An 18,380-nucleotide genomic window follows, 5' to 3' on the forward strand; every position below is an offset into this window, starting at 1 on the left:
CGTTGTCAGATGTGAACGGGGTCACAAGGAGGCAGCGCGTGAAAGAAGAGAAAACCACCTATTGCCGGATCTGCGAACCGCTCTGCGGGATGATCGCCACCGTTGAGGACGGGAAGCTGCTCTCGCTGCGGCCGGACAAGCAGAATCCGTTGTCCAAAGGCTTCGCCTGCCCCAAGGGCATAGCCTTCACGGAGATAGTCAACGATCCCGACCGCGTTCTGCACCCTTTGCGCAAGAATGAGTTCGGCGAGTTCGAAGAGGTTTCCTGGGACACCGCGATGTCCGACATCACCTCTCGCCTCGGCGCGATCCACCGCCGTGACGGTGCCGGCAGCATCGGATGGTATTTCGGCAATCCGGCAACATTCTCCACCGGCCACACACTCTGGGTGGCCAACTTCACGACGCTGCTGGGCACACCGCACGTCTACTCGGCCGGGTCGCAAGACGTCAACAACCGATTCGTGGCGAGTCACTTCCTCTACGGCACCCCGGTTGCCGCACCCATTCCCGACATCAACCGGGTGCAGTTCCTGGTGATCATCGGCGCCAATCCCGTTGTCTCCCACGGCAGTGTGATGAGTTCACCGCGTATCCGTGAAAGCCTGCAGGCCATCACGAACCGCGGTGGACGCGTGCTGGTGATCGACCCTCGCCGCACCGAGACCGCCCGCGAGTTCGAATGGCAGCCGATCGTCCCGGATACCGACGCGCTGCTGCTCCTGTCGCTCCTGCACGTCATGTTCGCCGAGAAGCTCGCCGACGAGGATCAGCTGGCCGAGCAATCCACCGGTCTCGAGTCGATCAAAGAGCTGGCCGCCGGTTTCGCTCCCGAGATGACCGCCGATAGCACAGGCATCGATCCCCAGACCGTGCGCGATCTGGCCCGCACCCTGGTGGTCACCGACCGCGCCGCGATCTATGGCCGGATCGGGACGTCGCTGGGTCGCGCAGGCACCCTCACCACCGCGTTGCTCGACATCGTCAACCTCGTCGCCGGCAACCTCGACGTCGCCGGCGGATCCATGTTCGGCGATCTGGGCATCCCCGGACAACGCCTGGGTGTGGCAGCGCTGCAACATGTCTCGCGGTTCGCGTGGAACGGACGACGCAGCAGGGTCGGCGATCTGCCGCAGGTTCTGGGCACCGCTCCGGCCTCGGTGATGGCCAAGGAGATGCTCACCCCGGGCAAAGGACAACTCAAGGCCCTGTTCGTGAGCGCCGGCAATCCGGTTCTGTCGGTGCCCAACGGCGACGAACTCTCCAAGGCGCTCGACGACCTGGAGTTGATGGTGTCCCTCGACTTCTATCAGAACGAGACCAACGCTCACGCCGACTACATCCTGCCCACCACCACGATGTACGAGCGGTCCGACTTCCTCCTCCCCTTCCAGGCCCTGTTCACCACGCCGTTCAAACAGGCCACCGAAGCCGTCATCCCGCCTCGCGGGGAAGCGCGCGAAGAATGGGAGATCATCAACGAGCTCGTGGCGTCGCTTGCCAAACAGGCACCGCTGTTGGGCGGGCTGCACCTGTTCAACAAGTTCGCCGATCTGGTCGGTAAGCCGTGGACTCCGACGACGCTCTCCGATCTGGTGGTGCGCATCGGGATGGGCGGTGACCGTTTCGGTCTTCGTCGCGGGGGCCTCACCTTCGAGAAGCTGATCAACAAGTTCCCGCACGGCAAGATAGTCGCGGACAATCTCGAGCCCGGCCAGCTGCGCAAGATCGTCACCCATCGAGCGCGCAAGATCCGGCTGGACGCGCCCGAGTTGCTCGCCGAGATCGACCGCCTCGAGCGTGACGCCGACCCCGGCTACCCTCTACGGCTCATCGGCATGCGCGAGATCCGTTCAGAGAACAGCTGGCAGCACAACGCCCCGATGTTGTTGCGCGGAGGCAGGACTCATGCGGCCCGCATGCACCCCACCGATGCCGCCGACCGAGGAATCGCGGAGGGCGAGCTGATCAGTGTCGCCTCGCGGCACGGTCAGATCGCGCTCCCGGTGACGCTGACGGACGACATCAAACAGGGCGTCGTCGCCATCCCACACGGCTGGGGCCACAACGGGAACGGCGGGTGGACCAGAGCGAACGACGCCGCGAGCAACGACCTCGGCACCGGCGGGGTCAACGTCAACAAGCTCATCTCCTCGGACCCCGAGGATCTCGAGCGCCTGGCAGGGATGGCCAACATGACCGGCGTGCCGATCCAGGTTGCCGCCCTCTACCGCACGTCCGACTCCATCCGCGACCGGCTGAGCGCGTCATCGGACATGGTCGCCTCCGGCGAGTAGCGCAGGGCCCGCCCCGAGGTCAGATCAGCTTGGCGAGGTCCTCGACGATGTCACCGTCACCGAGTACGTGCACGGCGACATGGTCGGCTCCCGCCGACAGATGCGCGTCGAGCTGTTCCCGGACCACTTCTGCGGTGCCGTGCGCCACCAGGGCGTCGATCAGCGCATCGCTGCCACCATCAGCGATGTCTGAGTCGGTGAAGCCGAAGCGTTTGAGGTTGTTGGTGTAGTTCTGCAGATGCAGGTACGGCTGGTCGACGAAAGGTCGACCCACCGAACGGGCCAGCGCTGCGTCGTCGGTAAGCACAACCTTGTGCTCAGGTGCCAGAAAACTACCCGGCCCCAGGATCTCCCGCGCGTACGCCGTGTGGGCGGCCGGCACCAGGTACGGGTGCGAACCGAGGGCGCGGTCGCGAGCCAGGCGCAGCATGCGCGGCCCGAGTGCAGCGATCACCCTCCGGTCGACCGGCACTCCACCTTCGTCGAGAACGTCGAGGTATTCGACGAGCGAGTCGTACGGACTGCGATATTCCGCGATCGCCTCGGGGTGGCTCACGCCCACGCCGAGCAGAAACCGACCGGGGAAGTCAGATTCGAGCTCTCTGTACTGCTTCGCGATCTCGGCCGCATCGGTGTTCCAGATCGCAGCGATGCCGGTGGCGACGTGGACCGTCTCCGTGGCAGCCAGGAGCTTGCGCACCGGGGCCAGCGATGTGGGCGAACCACCCAGCCAGATGGTGCCGTACCCGAGCTTCTCGATCTGCCGTGCTTGATCCGGGGAAATCGCCGAGAACCCGGCCCACACCCCATAGTTGCCGAAGTCAGTCATAGCCCGTTCAACCCTGAGCGGTCCGGTGCCATTCCATCGGGTGGTCGGCCGCCCGCTAAGTTGGCCGGGTGAGAGCACTTCTGCAGAGGGTCACCGAAGCGTCGGTCGAGGTCGAAGGTGAGGTGGTCGGCCGGATCGAACCCGGCGATGGTCGCCATGGCCTGGTCGCGCTCATCGGGGTGACGCACACCGATGGCGCCGACGACGCCAGGACCCTCGCCGACAAGATCTGGCGGCTCCGGATTCTCGACGGAGAGAAGTCAGCTGCCGACCTCGGCGCACCAATTCTCGTGATCAGTCAGTTCACCCTGTACGCCAACACTGCCAAGGGACGTCGGCCGTCGTGGAATGCGGCAGCGCCGAGTTCGGTGGCAGAGCCACTCGTGGCAGAGGTGGTCGCAGCGCTGCGGTCGTCGGGTGCCGAGGTGGCGACCGGCCGGTTCGGGGCGCACATGCAGGTCAGCCTGGTCAACGACGGCCCGGTGACCATCATGTTGGAGGTCTGAGACCCGATTTTGGTGGGTTCCGGTGAACCTGACCTGCAGGTTTACCCACCCGAACCCACCACTATGGGATTACGGGCGGACGGTGAGGATGCGAGGACCGTCGGAGGTGACCACAACGGTGTGCTCCCAATGCGAGGCTCGGGTGCCGTCGTTGGTGATGACGGTCCAACCGTCGTCGAGCACGGTGGTTTCCACCGTGCCGAGGGTGAGCATGGGTTCGATCGCGAGCGTGGATCCGATCACCAGCTGCGGGCCCCGGCCCGCCTTGCCCTCGTTCGGCAGGAACGGGTCCAGATGCATCTCGCGTCCGATGCCGTGACCGCCGTATCCGTCCACGATGCCGAAGGTCCGGCCGTAGGTCTTCTCCGCAGCACGGGTGGCCGTCTCGATCGCATGCGAGATGTCGGTGAGCCGGCCGCCGTCGACCATCGCGGCGATACCGGCCTCCATGGCCAGGCGGGTCGCGTCGTTGAGGTCCTGATCTGCCGCCGACAGGTCACCGACCCCGAAGGTCCACGCGGAGTCACCGTGCCAGCCGTCGAGAATCGCACCACAGTCGATGGACACCAGGTCATGCTCGGCGAGCACCACGTCCTTGGACGGGATGCCGTGCACCACAACGTCGTTGACCGACGAACAGATGGAGCCGGTGAACCCGTGGTAGCCGAGGAACGATGGGACGGCCCCGGCCTCGCGGATCACCGTCTCGGCGACCTCGTCCAGTTCCAGGGTGGAGACACCTGCCTTGGCGGCTTCGCGTACGGCGACCAGCGCGCGGCCGACAACCTCACCGGCAGCGGCCATCGCATCCACCTCGCCCGCCGAACGGAACGGAACGGGCTTGGGTCTACGAAACCCCATCAGAACCTACAACTCTCAGATGCTCAGGCGCCGATGGCCCGCAACACGCGCTGGTGTACCTCGTTGACGTCGCCCATGGCGTCGATGGTCTTGACCGTGTCGGCGTAGTACTCGAGCAGCGGCGCCGTCTCCGTGAGGTAGACCTGCATACGGTTGCGGATCACTTCTTCGGTGTCGTCCGCACGTCCGCGAGCCAGCATCCGCTTGACCACAACATCTTCGTCGACGCCGAACGACAGCACCGCATCCAGCTTGGTGTCGAGCTCATCGAGGATGTGTGTGAGCGCATCGGCCTGGTCGGTCGAACGGGGGAAACCGTCGAGGATGAAACCTTTGGCGGCATCCGGCTCGGCAACGCGAGCGCGAACCATGTCGATCGTGATCTCCGACGGCACCAGATTGCCGGCATCAAGATACTTCTTCGCTTCGAGCCCGATCGGGGTGCCCTGCGAGATGTTGGCGCGGAACAGGTCTCCGGTGGAGATGTGCGGGATTCCCAGGCTTTCCGAGATGAGTTCTGCCTGCGTACCCTTGCCGGCGCCGGGCGGGCCGAGAATCACCAGTCTCACTTGAGAAACCCTTCATACTTGCGCTGCATGAGCTGCGAATTGACCTGCTTGACGGTGTCCAACCCGACGCCGACCATGATCAGCACCGCGGTGCCGCCAAACGGGATGTTCTGCACCGATCCCGAATTGCCGATCTCCAGGAAGAGGTTGGGCAACACGGCGATGGTGCCGAGATAGATGGAGCCGGGCAGAGTGATTCGGCTCAGCACGTAGCCGAGGTAGTCCGCCGTTGGCTGACCCGGGCGGATGCCCGGGATGAAGCCGCCGTACTTCTTCATCTCGTCCGCACGCTCTTGTGGGTTGAACGTGATCGCGACATAGAAGTACGTGAAGAAGATGATCATCAAGAAGTAGACGAGGATGTAGACCGGATTGCTCGGGTCCACGAGATACGTCTGGATCTGACGCTGCCACCACGAGGGTTCCTCGGTGGAACTCTGCGTCAGCTGGAGGATCAGGTTCGGCAGGTACAGCAAGGACGACGCGAAGATGACGGGGATGACGCCTGCCTGGTTCACCTTCAACGGGAGGTAGGTGGACGAACCGCCGTACATTTTGCGGCCGACCATCCGCTTGGCATATTGCACCGGGATACGGCGCTGCCCCTGTTCGATGAACACCACGCCGGCGACGATGGCCAGTGCGGCCAGCAACACCAAGAAGAAGACCAGGCCACCACGGGTGTCGAGGATGGTCTTGCCCTCGGACGGGATGCGGGCGGCGATACCGGCGAAGATCATCAGCGACATACCGTTGCCGATGCCACGCTCGGTGATCAATTCACCGAACCACATCACCACGAGCGCGCCCGCAGTCATCACGAGGACGATGATGAACAGCCCGAAGATCGATTGATCCCGAAGGATCTGATCACCGTTCTCACACTCGGGGAGCAGATCGCCACGGTCGGCGAGAGCGACGATGCCGGTGGACTGCAACAAGGCCAGGGCGAGCGTCAGATACCGCGTGTACTGCGTCATCTTCGCCTGGCCGGACTGGCCCTCTTTACGCAGCTGCTCGAAACGTGGGATCACCACGGTCAACAGCTGAACGATGATGCTGGCGGTGATGAACGGCATGATGCCGATGGCGAACACCGACAGCTGGAGCAGGGCTCCACCGGAGAACATGTTGATCAGGGAGTAGATGCCGGCCGAGTCGCCCTGAGACGCCGCGTCCAGACACTGCTGAACCTGCTTATAGTCCACGCCGGGCGACGGAATGGTCGCGCCGAGACGATAAAGAATGATGATTCCCAGTACGAAGAGAATCTTCCGCCTCAGGTCGGGTGTCCTGAAGGCCGATATGACGGCGGAACGCACTAACTCCTCCTGGGCAATGTCGCTCCGGCAGCAGCGTTGCACCGGGCTACAAACAACTCTTGGACTCTAACAGTCACGCGCCGGGGATCCGGCGTGCGACCACTGAAGTGGCGAGCGGCGCGCGCAGTTGCAAACGCGCCGCCCGCCACTGTAGCGAGTCCTGGGTGGTGGGTGATCGACGTCTGCCCTACAGGACAGTCGTGGACCCGCCCGCAGCAGCGATCTTCTCGCTCGCGGACGACGAGAACTTGTTGGCGGAAACCTGCACGGCCACCGACAATTCGCCCTCGCCGAGAACCTTCACCAGCTCGTTCTTGCGAACGGCACCCTTGGCGACCAACTCGTCGACACCCACGGTGCCCCCTTCGGGGAACAGCCGGGCGATGTCACCGATGTTGACAACCTGGTACTCGACCCGGTTGCGGTTCTTGAAACCCTTGAGCTTGGGCAGCCGCATGTGGATGGGCATCTGCCCGCCCTCGAAGCGGGCAGGCACGTTCTTGCGTGCCTTGGTGCCCTTGGTGCCACGTCCCGAGGTCTTACCCTTGGAACCTTCACCGCGACCCAGGCGGGTCTTCTCTGTCTTCGACCCGGGGGCGGGCCGCAGATGATGCAGTTTGATTGTCATGGAACTAAACCTCTTCGACGGTCACGAGGTGCCGGACCGCATTGATCAGGCCGCGGTTCTGGGCATTGTCCTCGCGGGTGACGGTCTTGCGGATGCCCCGGAGTCCGAGGGTCCGCAGGCTGTCACGCTGGTTGCGCTTGGAACCGATGGTGCTCTTCACCTGGGTGATCTTCAGTTCTGCCATTTCACTACGCTCCCTGTCCTGCTCGGGCTCGCAACATACCGGCCGGTGCGACGTCTTCGATTGGCAGGCCACGACGTGCAGCCACCTCTTCGGGACGCTGCAGCAGCTTGAGCGCTGCCACGGTTGCGTGCACGACGTTGATGGCGTTGTCGCTGCCCAGGCTCTTGCCGAGGATGTCGTGGACACCCGCGCACTCGAGCACGGCACGCACCGCGCCACCGGCGATCACACCGGTACCGGGGCTGGCCGGACGGAGCATCACGACTCCGGCCGCAGCCTCACCCTGAACCGGGTGGGTGATGGTCGCGCCGATCATCGGGACGCGGAAGAAGTTCTTACGAGCCTCTTCGACACCCTTCTGGATCGCCGCGGGAACTTCCTTGGCCTTGCCGTAACCGACACCGACCAGGCCGTTGCCGTCACCGACGACCACCAGAGCGGTGAAGGAGAACCGACGTCCACCCTTGACCACCTTGGAGACGCGGTTGATGGCTACGACGCGCTCGAGCTGGTTCTTGTCTTCCCGGCCGCCGCCGCGCTGGTTGTCGCGACGGTCACGGTTGCCGCCGCCACCGCGGCGGTCGCCGCCCGCGTTGTTGGCGTTGGGGTCATTGCTGGTACTTCCGGCGGGTCCGCTTCCGGTACCGCCGTCACGACGCTGACGTCCCGGCATCAGATGGTCCTTCCGTTGCAAGTATTCGTATCAATCATCAGAACTCGAGCCCTCCCTCGCGGGCGGCATCCGCCAGAGCAGCGATACGACCGTGGTAGCCGTGGCCACCGTGGTCGAACACCACGGCCTGCACACCGGCAGCCTTGGCGCGGGCGGCGATCAGTTCGCCGACCTTCTTGCTCTGTGCCGACTTGTCGCCACCGGCACTGCGGACGTCGGCCTCGATGGTCGAGGCTGCGGCCACGGTGTTGCCGGCGAGGTCGTCGACCAGCTGCACGTGGATGTGGCGCGAGGAGCGCTTCACCACGAGCCGCGGCCGTTCGGGAGTGCCGCTGATCTTCTTGCGCAGCCGGAAGTGCCGGCGGGCGTGGAGACACGACGACGGGTGGACACGTCCTTGCCCAGGGGCAGACGCTTGGTCTTCACAGTTTCACTCATGTCACTTACCCGTCTTTCCGACCTTGCGACGGATCTGCTCACCCTCGAAGCGAACGCCCTTGCCCTTGTAGGGGTCCGGACGGCGCAGGCGGCGGATGTTCGCCGAGATCTGTCCGACTTGTTGCTTGTCGATTCCCGAAACCGAGAATTTGGTGGGCGATTCCACCGCGAAGGTGATGCCCTCGGGCGCCTTGATGGGCACCGGGTGGCTGTAACCGAGCGCGAACTCGAGGTCGCTGCCCTTGAGCGCCACGCGGTAACCGACACCGAAGATTTCCATCTTGCGCGTGTAGCCCTCGGTGACACCGGTGACCAGGTTGGCCACCAGGCTGCGGCTCAGGCCGTGCAGTGCACGGTTCCGTCGCTCGTCGTTGGGACGGGTCACCACAACGGTGCCATCTTCGACTGCGACACTGATCGGCTCCGAGATGTCAACTGACAGTTGCCCCTTGGGGCCCTTGACGTTGACGGTCTGGCCGTCGATCTTCACGTCTACTCCGGCCGGGATTGCGACCGGGTTCTTTCCAATACGCGACATTAGTTTTGCCCCTTACCAGACGTACGCGAGGACTTCGCCGCCCACGCCCTGGTTGGCGGCTTGGCGGTCGGTCAGCAGACCCGAGGAAGTGGAGATGATCGCCACGCCCAGGCCGCCGAGCACCTTTGGCAGATTGGTGGACTTCGCGTACACGCGCAGACCCGGCTTGGACACGCGCCGGAGACCGGCGATGCTCCGCTCGCGGGTGGGGCCGTACTTCAGCGTGACGACGAGGTTCTTGCCGACCTCGGCATCTTCGCTGCGGTAGTCCGTGATGTAGCCCTCGCGCTTGAGGATCTCGGCGATGTTGGCCTTGATCTTCGAATGCGGCAGGCTCACCTCATCGTGAAACGCCGAATTGGCGTTGCGCAGACGGGTCAAGAAGTCTGCGATCGGATCAGTCATGGTCATATCAGACCGTCAACCTTTCTCGCGGCGGTTCCCATTCAGCATGCGCATACCGGTTCCGTTGACCTCCAGGCGATCGCCTGGCCGTCGCGGGCCTTGCACGTCACATCGTGGGCCTACTACGAAGTGAGTTACGTGTCCCTGACCGACCGTTGCCGGTCAGGGCAGTTCAGTCCGACTGGCAAGCCAGTCGGGGGTAGTGCTCCCCCGAATGCACGGATGCACTCCGGAGTTTTCAAAGCCGGAAGCCAAGAAAAGTGGTCACCTGGGTGTTTCTGACCGACCGAAGGCACGGGTCAGCCGAGGCAACCGTTCTAGTGTAGGGAACGGCGCTGCTCAGGCCAAATTGTCGGCCTTCTCCTGCGCGGTCGGCACCCTCACGATTCCAGTGTGAATCCGTCGGTCGCGGCTGCGCCGAGCACGTACCTGGAACAATGGCACACACCATGAGAGAACTCGCTCCAGGAGAGAACACCGCGATCCCGTCGCCGCAGATCAGCGTGTCGGTGACCTGCGCATCTCCGGTGAACACGTCGGCGGTCATGCTGGGCCGTGACGGCCGGGTGCGTTCGGACGACGACCTGATCTTCTACAACCAGGCGTCGGGGCCCGGTGTCAGCTACCGCGACGCCGGCGCGTCCGATGTCATCAGCATCGACACCGGCCGGGTGCCGGCCGACATCGAGACGATCGCCATCACCGCCAGTCTCGACGGCAAAGGTCCGACCACCTTCGCCACCGCGGGAACGCTGCGTGCCGAACTGCGCGATGGTGCAGGAGTGCCGTCCGTGTCGTTCACCCCGGCACGTCTGACCACCGAGGCCGCGGTGGTGTGCATGGAGGTGTACCGGCGCGGCGATGCATGGAAGGTGCGGGCCGTCGGCCAGGGGTACGACGACGGACTCGCCGGACTCGCGAAAGCCTTCGGTATCCAGGTCGACGACGATCCGGTGACCACTCCCCCCGCGCCCGACCCCATGCCCTGGCCACCGGCCGGGCAGCCCACCCCGCCCACGCAGCTCCCGGCTGCATCGTCATACGCGCCGGTGCAGCCGGTGTCACAGCCGACGAACTCGCCATCACCCCAGAACCAGGGAGTCCACGCCATGAACAGTGACCTTTTCGCGCCGGCACATGCCGAGGTGTCGGGCACCGGAATCCAGAAGCAGGGCAGCAAGATGTGCCGGGTCGGCATGAACGGCGAGGTGATGGCCCGATCCGGGTCGATGGTTGCCTACCAGGGGGATCTGAAGTTCGAGGCCCTCGGATCCGGGGGTATCGGCCGGGCCATCCGCAACACCCTCACCGGCGAGGGTGTCCCGCTGATGAAGGTCACCGGACGCGGCGATCTGTTCCTTGCCGATGCCGCGAGCGACGTCCATCTGATCGACCTCGACGGCACCGACGGCCTGACCATCAACGGCGCCAACGTCCTCGCCTTCGACTCCACGCTGAGCTATGACGTCAAACGGATGCAGGGCGCAGCCGCACAGAGCAATGCCGGTCTGTTCAACTGCGTCTTCACCGGCCGCGGCCGGATCGCCATCACCACCGACGGCAACCCGGTGGTGCTGACCGTCGATCAGCAGACCTATGCCGACCCGAATGCCGCGGTCGCGTGGTCGTCGAGCTTGCAGACCAGCGTCAAGCGCAACGACTCGTTCAATCTCGGAACCCTGATGGGACGCAGCACCGGCGAGCGATTCACACTCGCGTTCAGCGGCCACGGCTTTGTGGTCGTTCAGCCGTCCGAGCTGCCGCCGGGTGGACTCATCGGCGGGACCGGCGGTGGACAGCAATCGGGTGTCCAGGGCGGGCTCGGCGGGCTTCTCGGCCGCTGATCCCACCACCTTCATCCCCCAACACGGTCACCGAGGGCAAATAGCCCTTCGTCGCCAGTGACGGGGACGTTCCTGGTGCGGATGCGATGGCGGTCGGCCCGGGTGATGGACCGGATGTCGGCGAGGACGTCCTCCCAGCCGTACAGGACGTCGTCGTAGGTGATGCGCATCGTCATCCACCTGTCCAGCAGAGCCTGTCGGTCGCGACGACGATCGTTGCGGTAGTTCTCCAGGCTGGTGTGGTGGCTCTGGCTGTCGCACTCGATGAGCAGTCGGCCCACCCGCATGTCGACTCGGCCGACCCCGACGATCACCGGTTGCACGACCACGGTGAACCCCGCCGCACGAAGTCGCAGGCGCGTGATCGATTCGGTCCCCGACTGAGCTTCTGGTTCGCACTTGTCCATCAGGTTCGAAACCCGTTGTGTCACAGTGCCCATCGCCAATTTGAGCCCGGCGATCGTCAGGCCGCCCGAGTTCAGCGCGGAGTCGCAGACGACAATCCAGTCCTCGGCACTCATACACCGGGCGGCGCAGTCGAGCGCCACCGGAATCGGGTCGACCGCGGTGGTGACCGGCATCGGCCGCCCATGACCCTGACACGACCGGGTGCCGTGCGCTTTGTTGTGTTTACTGGCCCGCACGTGAACACGGTCATAACCCGGGGGCACCCACAGTCCGTGGTGGCGCAGGGCCGACACACAGCTGAGCGCTCCGCCGCGGCGAACAGCCTCGACAACAACGGCATTGGCCGTCTCCGTTGCGTACCAGCCGGTGCGCAGCCTGATCAGCGAACCGTCGCGAACCTGTGTGCGCAGTTGCCACCCGTCCAGCCCCCGCGACTGAAGCTCCGGACGACTGTAGACACCGATCTCCATGGCGATCAGACGCACCAGCAATGTGGACGGCCCCAGCCGCACCAGGATCATCCCCCTGGCCTGCAGTGAAGGGCATATTTCCCTCGGCTGCCACGCAGCGGGCCGATCGTGGTGACTTGTCCGACTCCACTGCTCTAGTGGTCGCAACCGAACGAAGGAGCGAACATGTCCGACCACGCCGCAGCCATCCGAGGACTTCCACGCTGGCACCGCGATCCGCGAGTGAACGCCACCATTTCGAGGATCCGCGCCCACGGCTGGGCCGTCACAGCCGTGAGCGAAGAGTGCGAGTGCAACTCACCCGAGTGCGAGCCGCCCGACTGCTCGTTCGCCTACACAACCGGCCTCGGCCTGCATTCACTACCCGAACTCGTCGTGTACGGGCTCGACGCCAGGACAAGCGGTTCGGTTCTCAACGAGCTCGGCAACGTGCTCCACCGATACGAGTGGACCGACATCGTCGACCAGAGGGTCGACGTGCCATTGCAATCGATCGATGTCCCTGTCCGCCTCATCGAGCTGATCGACAAGGACGATCTGATCATCACAAACGAACTGTTCCCCGATTCGCCTGCGCTGCAGGTCGTTTGGCCGGACGAGTATGGGCAGCACCCGTGGGAGGAGGGTTACGCTCTGCGTCCCGAACATCAGCTGCTCAAGGGTGTCCTCCCGAGCGATGACACCCGACCGCGGGGCCCGCGAGTCATCACCCCACACACCGGACCGAACCGAGCCCAGCGACGTCACACACAGCGACGCAAGAACAGACCTTGACCCGCGCTCCCCACCGACGCGAAAGGCGCCCCACCCGAAGGTGGAGCGCCTTTCGTAAAGCCTGACGGTGAGCCTGGTGGCTACCAGATCACCAGCTGCTCTTCTGCACGCCGGGCAGCTCGCCCGCGTGTGCCATCTCGCGCAAGCAGATTCGGCACAGGCCGAACTTGCGGAACACCGAGTGCGGGCGACCGCAACGGTTGCAGCGGGTGTAGCCACGCACGGCGAACTTGGGCTTCTTGTTGGCCTTGTTGACCAGAGCCTTTTTTGCCATGTCAGTTGTCCTTCACGTTGGGGTCTTTGAACGGGAAGCCGAGCTGACGCAGCAGTGCCCGACCTTCGTCATCGTTGGTCGCGGTGGTGACGACGGTGATGTCCATGCCACGCGGACGGTCGATGTTGTCGATGTTGATCTCGTGGAACATCGACTGCTCGTTGAGACCGAAGGTGTAGTTGCCGTTGCCGTCGAACTGGCGATCGCTCAGGCCACGGAAGTCACGGATACGCGGAAGTGCGATCGACACGAGGCGGTCGAGGAACTCCCACATGCGGTCGCCACGCAGGGTGACGCGGGCGCCGATGGGCATGCCTTCACGCAGCTTGAACTGTGCGATCGACTTGCGGGCCCGACGAACTTCTGGCTTCTGACCGGTGATCAGTTCCAGGTCCTTGATGGCGCCGTTGATCAGCTTGGCGTCACGGGCGGCGTCGCCGACACCCATGTTGACCACGACCTTGACGACGCCGGGGATCTGCATGACGTTGTCGTAGGCGAACTCTTTGTTCAGCGCGTCTTTGATCTCTTCGCGGTAGCGAAGCTTCAGTCGCGGCTGGATCTTCTCAGTTGTGCTCATGTCAGATGTCCTTCCCGTTCTTGCGGGAAATGCGCACGCGCTTGCCGTTGTCGTCGGTGCGGTAGCCGATGCGCGTCGGGGTGCCGTCGGAATCGACGACCATCACGTTCGACACGTGAATGGGGGCTTCCTGGGTGACGATGCCGCCCGAGGATGCGCCGCGCTCGTTCTGCGAGGCCGAGGTGTGCTTCTTGATGCGGTTGACGCCTTCGACGAGGATGCGGCTGCGCTGCGGGTAGGACTCGATGACCTTGCCCTTGGCGCCCTTGTCCTTACCGGAGACGACGATCACGGTGTCGCCCTTGTGGATCTTCATGTCAGAGCACCTCCGGAGCCAGCGAGACGATCTTCATGAACTTCTTCTCACGCAGCTCACGGCCGACCGGGCCGAAGATGCGGGTTCCGCGAGGATCGCTTTCGTTCTTGATGATGACGGCGGCATTCTCGTCGAAACGGATGTACGAACCGTCCGGACGGCGGCGCTCCTTGGTGGTGCGCACGATGACCGCTTTGACAACCTCTCCCCGCTTGACGTTTCCGCCGGGGATGGCGTCTTTGACAGTGGCGACGATGACGTCACCGATGCCGGCGTAGCGCCGTGACGAGCCTCCGAGCACGCGAATGCACAAGATTTCCTTGGCACCCGTGTTGTCGGCGACCCGCAGGCGTGACTCCTGCTGGATCACTTTGTAGTCTCCTTGACCTGGTTTACTTCTTGCACGCCGAATTTCCGACCCGACGCACGCGGTCTCGCCGCCAGGGCACAACTGTGCCCAGGCAACCGCTCAAGTGTAGAGAACCAGCAGGTGGAAACCAAATTGCTGCGAGAAGGACCCGAGACACAACACTGACGTCGGGTTTTCACCAGTCGTCGAGGTGCGTGTACCCGTCTTGGATGGCCCGCGCGAGCAGCTGCGCTTTCGTACGGGCCGGTCGGCCGACGAGATCGTACTTGCCCCGGATCCGGGTGATGTGGGTGCTGACGGTGGCCGGCGTGATGAACAGCGATGCTGCCGCCTCGACTTTGGAGTCGGCCGCAAACCAGGCCAGGAGCACCTCTACCTCCCGCGGCGACAGGGCGGGTACGGCCACCGAATCCGCCTGGCCCCCCGCGCCGGGAGTGCGCCCCGGATGCACATCTTCGACTGTCATGGACTTCGCTCCCCCTTCCGTGATGACCGTCGCAGCGCACGCCGTGTCGACGACGACCGGCCGCGATGGTGTGCACTGCGCCGACCGCAACCCCCTCCTCGGATGGCGACCGGCACCGCAAATCTAGCGCTTGATGCCGTAAAAGGCTCAATCACAACATCTTTCGCAAGGGTCACTAGTCGTCCGCACCGGTCAGACCGAACTTGCCGATGAAGCACCCGCACTGCCGATCGAGGCATCGAAACTCGCCGGACGGGCACCTGACCTCGTCGGACACGTCGCGCGCACCTAGGTTAGTGTTGGCTTACTTAATCGGTTCTAGGAGTGCATATGAACTTTCGCAAGAGTGTGGCCGGCATCGCGCTGGTCGGCCTGACCGTCTTCGGAGTCGCCGCGTGCAGCGACGACAGCGAGTCCGAATCCGCATCCTCGACCACGGCCTCGGCGACATCCCAGAGCTCTGCGGACACGTCCGGCACGGCCACCGAGTCGGGGTCGACCCTCGAGAGCTCCACCGCACAGGAGATCTTGCGCACGGTCCTCACGCCCGAGACCGCGCCTGCCGACTCGGCGAAGCTGGTCGACTCGACGGATCCGTCCATCGGCGCACAGCTGACCGGATTGTCGCGCGGCTTCACCACCGCCGGTTACACACCGGACAAGTTCACGGTCACCACGGTGACCGTGAACGGAGAGAACAAGGCCACCGCGAACGTCGAGGTGGCGAGCCCGCACACCCCGCAGCCGGTGGCCATGCCCATCGACTACGTCTACGCCGACGGCACCTGGAAACTCGCGGGATCGTCCATCACCGACCTCGTCTCCATGGGGTCCACGCACGGCGGCTGACGCGACCGCAACCTGATCGGAACCGATGCGCGGTGTCGGGCCACTTCGGTGGCCGGCACCGCGCTTCGTCGTCCCACGCGACCGCCGAACGCGCCACTGATCTCGCCGGCTCCCGGTGGGCGACGCATAAGCTGGCACGAGAAGGCGATGGACAGCCGAACGAGCGGAGCGCACCGATGACACAAGGCCAGGAATCCGATCGTCAACGGCCTGATCTCACCAAGCCCACGCCCGCCGGTCGAACGCACAGCACGGAGCCCATCGCCACCGAGCCCTGGTCGTCTCCCCACTGGTCATCTGGCGACTGGCAGTCGTACGACCCCGAAGGATCGGGTGGATTCCGAGATCCCCTGGCGAGCCTCGACCCCCCGTACCCCGGCGCCTATCCGCCGCTGACGTATCCGGGCGGTTCACCCGGTCTCCACGCGTACCCGGTCAACCCGTATGCGACCGCCCGCCCCCGGACGAACTCGATGGCCAACGCGGCCATGATCTGCGCCCTCATCTCCGTACCCGCCACGTTCATCTGTCTCGGAGCGCTGCTCGCCCCCGCAGCGGTGATCATGGGATTTGTCGGCTTGGGTCAGATGAAGAACACCGGGGAGACAGGCGAGGCCCAGGCGTGGACCGGCATTGCCATCGGCGGCCTCATGACGTCTTTTGTCCTCATGCTCTTCATGGCACTCGCGCTGGCGATCGGTTCCTGAGGTGAACGTTGCCGACGGGCCGATCTTTCAGGTCGCGTGGGTGGTGGCCGACATCGACGCCGCCGAAAAGGAGTTCACCGACCGCTACGGTGTCCGATCGTGGTTGCGCATCCCGGACGTGGCATTCGGCCCAGGCGCATGCTCCTACCGCGGTGCGCCCGCCGACTACACGATCCACGTGTCGCTGGGATACGCCGGCGGCCAGCAGCTCGAATTGATCCAGCCCGTCTCAGGAGTGAACCTCTACACCGAATTCCTCGATGCGCACGGGCCCGGCCTTCACCACATCGCCTGGCTCCCAGACGATTTCGACGCTGCCATCGCCGACCTGAAGGCTGCGGGCACACAGATCCTCCAGGACGGTGTGTTCGAGGGCGTCGGGATGGAGTTCGCCTACATCGCAGGCGGCCCGATCGGGTCCTACGTCGAACTGATGAAACTGTCCGACGACATGCGTGCGATGTTCGACGGGCTGATCCCCGACGGCCACACCAATCCGTGGCAGCGGACCGACGACTGAGTCAGTCCGCGGACCGACCGTTGTCGGCCGCGTACACCGCACCGTGCACGGCCGTGGCGTCGTCGCCGGCGAGGAACGCGATCAATTTCGCGACGTCCGCGGTGTCGGCGAATCCACGCGGTGACGCCGCTCGCATCACCAGGCTGAAGTCGGCGTTCGAGGGCGGCGCGAAGTCTGTCACCTGAGGGGTCAACATCCCTCCCGGGCACACCGCATTGACCCGCAGTCCCGTGTGGGCGTACTCCACGGCGAGCGCCCGGGTGAGGCCGACGAGACCGTGCTTGGCAGCGCAATAGCCGGCTGAGTACGCCTGACCCTGGACCCCCGCCACCGACGAGACGTTGACGATGCTCCCCCGGTTCTCGATCAGCTGAGGCAATGCCGCCTGGATCAGATGAAAAGGACCACTCAGATTGACAGCGAGATCGCGCTGCCAATCGTCGTCGGTCACCTCCGTGGTGTGACGCATGGTGTGTGCGCCCGCCACGTTCACGAGCGCGTCGATCCTGCCGAACCGATCCACACAGGCCTCGATCGCACTCCGGCACTGCTGCGCATCGACAAGGTCGCCGATCTGGAATCGGCCGTCCGGCACGCCCTCGAACACTTCCGCCAGCCGGTCGGCATCGCGCGCGAAGCCGAACACCTCTGCGCCGCGCGCAGAAAACAGTTCGACCACAGCGGATCCCAGACCAGACGAGGCGCCAGTGACAAAGACCACTTTCTTGTGCAGCGGGTCGGTAATCATCGTTCAATATAAGCATGGCCGCTTAACGATGATGTGGCTTACGAACTTCATTCGGGCCGACGCGGCGGAATGGGACGGGAGGGGCCACAGTGACGGACACCGGAACCGACCGCGGCAAGCGAGAATTGCTCGACGCCGCCGAGAGATTGATCGCCACCCGCGGCTACGAGGTCCCACTCCGCGACATCGCGATCGAGGCCGGACATCGCAACAACTCAGCAGTGCAGTATCACTTCGGGAACCGCGAAGGATTGATCGCCGCGATCGTCGCCCGACGTCTCGGACCCATGGAAATCGTGCGATCCCAAATGTTGAAAGACCTTGCCGCACAGAACAAAGAGCCCAGCATCCGCGACCTGATCAGCGTCCTGGTCCTACCCATCCTGCAGATGAAGGGCACCCACTACGCACGCTTTCTCGAGGTCATCAGAACGGCCTGGCCGGACGAGACACTGCAGCGCCATGACACGGAATGGCCGAAAGTACTTGAACGACTGACCAAATCGATCAATGCCGATCGAGCAGCCCGCAACCGGCGGGTCGCAGCCGTCGCCACGGCGATGTTCGCGTTGATCGCCGACTACGAGCGACGCACCGAAGCAGGCATGCAATCTGACTCCGAACCAGACGAAATCATAGAGATACTAACGGCAATCGTGACCGCGAAGATCATTCGATAACAGCTGTGTGCAAACCCCCGGTGTCCATGTGGCGAACGCTCCTCGTTTATTGCGTTGCGACCGTGGGTAACTAGCTCGCCGAGCGCGGAACCGCCCCTGTAACAAAGTATTTCCGACCAGCGAT

The 18,380-nt window shown here is 64.2% G+C and carries 24 protein-coding genes and 1 pseudogene; 8 read left to right on the top strand and 17 right to left on the bottom strand.

The window, feature by feature from the left end; translation table 11 throughout:
* Positions 1-38 precede the first annotated feature (38 nt).
* The gene (locus W823_RS37305; RefSeq protein ID WP_023955938.1) at positions 39-2,297 is read left to right on the top strand and encodes a molybdopterin-dependent oxidoreductase; all 2,259 of its coding nucleotides are present in this window, start codon (positions 39-41) and stop codon (positions 2,295-2,297) included.
* A gap of 19 nt (positions 2,298-2,316) precedes the next feature.
* Here W823_RS37305 and W823_RS37310 read toward each other — a convergent pair whose 3' ends face one another.
* Entirely contained in the window at positions 2,317-3,126 is an 810-nt protein-coding gene (locus tag W823_RS37310; RefSeq protein WP_023955940.1) for an LLM class F420-dependent oxidoreductase, read from the bottom strand.
* Positions 3,127-3,194: 68 nt separating this feature from the next.
* On the opposite strand from W823_RS37310, the gene dtd reads away from it, so the two are divergent.
* Positions 3,195-3,632: a D-aminoacyl-tRNA deacylase gene (dtd, locus tag W823_RS37315; protein ID WP_023955941.1), complete on the top strand. Its 438-nt coding sequence runs from the start codon at positions 3,195-3,197 to the stop codon at positions 3,630-3,632.
* A gap of 69 nt (positions 3,633-3,701) precedes the next feature.
* On the opposite strand, the gene map is transcribed toward dtd, so the two are convergent.
* The 9 genes and pseudogenes from map to rpsH form a co-directional block, all read right to left on the bottom strand.
* Entirely contained in the window at positions 3,702-4,493 is a 792-nt protein-coding gene (gene map, locus W823_RS37320; RefSeq protein ID WP_023955943.1) for a type I methionyl aminopeptidase, read from the bottom strand.
* Between the two features lie 23 nt (positions 4,494-4,516).
* On the bottom strand, positions 4,517-5,062 hold the full coding sequence (locus W823_RS37325) for an adenylate kinase (protein WP_023955945.1): 546 nt from the start codon (positions 5,060-5,062) through the stop codon (positions 4,517-4,519).
* A complete protein-coding gene (gene secY / locus W823_RS37330) occupies positions 5,059-6,384 on the bottom strand; it encodes a preprotein translocase subunit SecY (RefSeq protein ID WP_023955947.1) in 1,326 nt (441 codons plus the stop codon). The genes W823_RS37325 and secY overlap by 4 nt, the downstream gene beginning before the upstream one ends.
* A 187-nt stretch (positions 6,385-6,571) precedes the next feature.
* Positions 6,572-7,012 carry a 50S ribosomal protein L15 gene (rplO, locus tag W823_RS37335; protein WP_023955949.1) on the bottom strand — a complete coding sequence of 147 codons (441 nt, stop codon included), beginning with the start codon at positions 7,010-7,012 and terminating at the stop codon, positions 6,572-6,574.
* Positions 7,013-7,016: 4 nt separating this feature from the next.
* Positions 7,017-7,196 (bottom strand): 50S ribosomal protein L30, encoded by a 180-nt coding sequence (gene rpmD / locus W823_RS37340; RefSeq protein ID WP_023955951.1) that lies wholly within the window; start codon positions 7,194-7,196, stop codon positions 7,017-7,019.
* A gap of 4 nt (positions 7,197-7,200) precedes the next feature.
* Positions 7,201-7,869 (bottom strand): 30S ribosomal protein S5, encoded by a 669-nt coding sequence (gene rpsE / locus W823_RS37345; protein ID WP_023955953.1) that lies wholly within the window; start codon positions 7,867-7,869, stop codon positions 7,201-7,203.
* 37 nt (positions 7,870-7,906) lie between these two features.
* Positions 7,907-8,307 (bottom strand): annotated as a pseudogene (rplR, locus tag W823_RS0128335) (50S ribosomal protein L18).
* Position 8,308: 1 nt separating this feature from the next.
* Positions 8,309-8,845: a 50S ribosomal protein L6 gene (gene rplF, locus W823_RS37350; protein ID WP_023955957.1), complete on the bottom strand. Its 537-nt coding sequence runs from the start codon at positions 8,843-8,845 to the stop codon at positions 8,309-8,311.
* Positions 8,846-8,857: 12 nt separating this feature from the next.
* The gene (gene rpsH, locus W823_RS37355; protein WP_023955959.1) at positions 8,858-9,256 is read right to left on the bottom strand and encodes a 30S ribosomal protein S8; all 399 of its coding nucleotides are present in this window, start codon (positions 9,254-9,256) and stop codon (positions 8,858-8,860) included.
* Positions 9,257-9,699: 443 nt separating this feature from the next.
* On the opposite strand from rpsH, the gene W823_RS37360 reads away from it, so the two are divergent.
* Positions 9,700-11,094 (top strand): AIM24 family protein, encoded by a 1,395-nt coding sequence (locus W823_RS37360; protein WP_031331683.1) that lies wholly within the window; start codon positions 9,700-9,702, stop codon positions 11,092-11,094.
* 11 nt (positions 11,095-11,105) lie between these two features.
* Here W823_RS37360 and W823_RS37365 read toward each other — a convergent pair whose 3' ends face one another.
* On the bottom strand, positions 11,106-12,023 hold the full coding sequence (locus W823_RS37365) for a hypothetical protein (RefSeq protein ID WP_023955962.1): 918 nt from the start codon (positions 12,021-12,023) through the stop codon (positions 11,106-11,108).
* A 114-nt stretch (positions 12,024-12,137) separates the two neighbouring features.
* Between W823_RS37365 and W823_RS37370 the strand changes: the two genes are divergently transcribed.
* A complete protein-coding gene (locus tag W823_RS37370) occupies positions 12,138-12,746 on the top strand; it encodes a DUF4262 domain-containing protein (protein WP_023955964.1) in 609 nt (202 codons plus the stop codon).
* Between the two features lie 88 nt (positions 12,747-12,834).
* Here the strand turns inward: W823_RS37370 and W823_RS37375 are convergent, their stop codons facing one another.
* From W823_RS37375 to W823_RS37395, 5 genes are all read right to left on the bottom strand, one after another.
* On the bottom strand, positions 12,835-13,020 hold the full coding sequence (locus W823_RS37375; protein WP_023955966.1) for a type Z 30S ribosomal protein S14: 186 nt from the start codon (positions 13,018-13,020) through the stop codon (positions 12,835-12,837).
* A 1-nt stretch (position 13,021) separates the two neighbouring features.
* Positions 13,022-13,600: a 50S ribosomal protein L5 gene (rplE, locus tag W823_RS37380; protein ID WP_023955968.1), complete on the bottom strand. Its 579-nt coding sequence runs from the start codon at positions 13,598-13,600 to the stop codon at positions 13,022-13,024.
* Between the two features lies 1 nt (position 13,601).
* A complete protein-coding gene (gene rplX, locus W823_RS37385) occupies positions 13,602-13,916 on the bottom strand; it encodes a 50S ribosomal protein L24 (RefSeq protein WP_023955970.1) in 315 nt (104 codons plus the stop codon).
* Between the two features lies 1 nt (position 13,917).
* Positions 13,918-14,286 carry a 50S ribosomal protein L14 gene (gene rplN, locus W823_RS37390; protein WP_023955972.1) on the bottom strand — a complete coding sequence of 123 codons (369 nt, stop codon included), beginning with the start codon at positions 14,284-14,286 and terminating at the stop codon, positions 13,918-13,920.
* Positions 14,287-14,461: 175 nt separating this feature from the next.
* The gene (locus tag W823_RS37395) at positions 14,462-14,752 is read right to left on the bottom strand and encodes a helix-turn-helix transcriptional regulator (RefSeq protein ID WP_023955974.1); all 291 of its coding nucleotides are present in this window, start codon (positions 14,750-14,752) and stop codon (positions 14,462-14,464) included.
* Between the two features lie 330 nt (positions 14,753-15,082).
* On the opposite strand from W823_RS37395, the gene W823_RS58040 reads away from it, so the two are divergent.
* From W823_RS58040 to W823_RS37410, 3 genes are all read left to right on the top strand, one after another.
* Positions 15,083-15,601, top strand: a complete 519-nt coding sequence (locus W823_RS58040; protein WP_023955980.1) for a hypothetical protein — start codon at positions 15,083-15,085, stop codon at positions 15,599-15,601.
* Between the two features lie 176 nt (positions 15,602-15,777).
* Complete coding sequence (locus W823_RS58045) at positions 15,778-16,308, top strand: DUF4190 domain-containing protein (protein ID WP_161633984.1); 531 nt, start codon at positions 15,778-15,780, stop codon at positions 16,306-16,308.
* Between the two features lies 1 nt (position 16,309).
* On the top strand, positions 16,310-16,828 hold the full coding sequence (locus W823_RS37410) for a VOC family protein (RefSeq protein WP_023955984.1): 519 nt from the start codon (positions 16,310-16,312) through the stop codon (positions 16,826-16,828).
* A 1-nt stretch (position 16,829) separates the two neighbouring features.
* On the opposite strand, the gene W823_RS37415 is transcribed toward W823_RS37410, so the two are convergent.
* Entirely contained in the window at positions 16,830-17,576 is a 747-nt protein-coding gene (locus W823_RS37415) for an SDR family NAD(P)-dependent oxidoreductase (protein WP_023955986.1), read from the bottom strand.
* An 89-nt stretch (positions 17,577-17,665) separates the two neighbouring features.
* On the opposite strand from W823_RS37415, the gene W823_RS37420 reads away from it, so the two are divergent.
* The gene (locus W823_RS37420; RefSeq protein ID WP_023955988.1) at positions 17,666-18,256 is read left to right on the top strand and encodes a TetR/AcrR family transcriptional regulator; all 591 of its coding nucleotides are present in this window, start codon (positions 17,666-17,668) and stop codon (positions 18,254-18,256) included.
* Positions 18,257-18,380: the final 124 nt, after the last annotated feature.

This window comes from Williamsia sp. D3, assembly GCF_000506245.1.
Taxonomy (GTDB): Bacteria; Actinomycetota; Actinomycetes; order Mycobacteriales; family Mycobacteriaceae; genus Williamsia; species Williamsia muralis.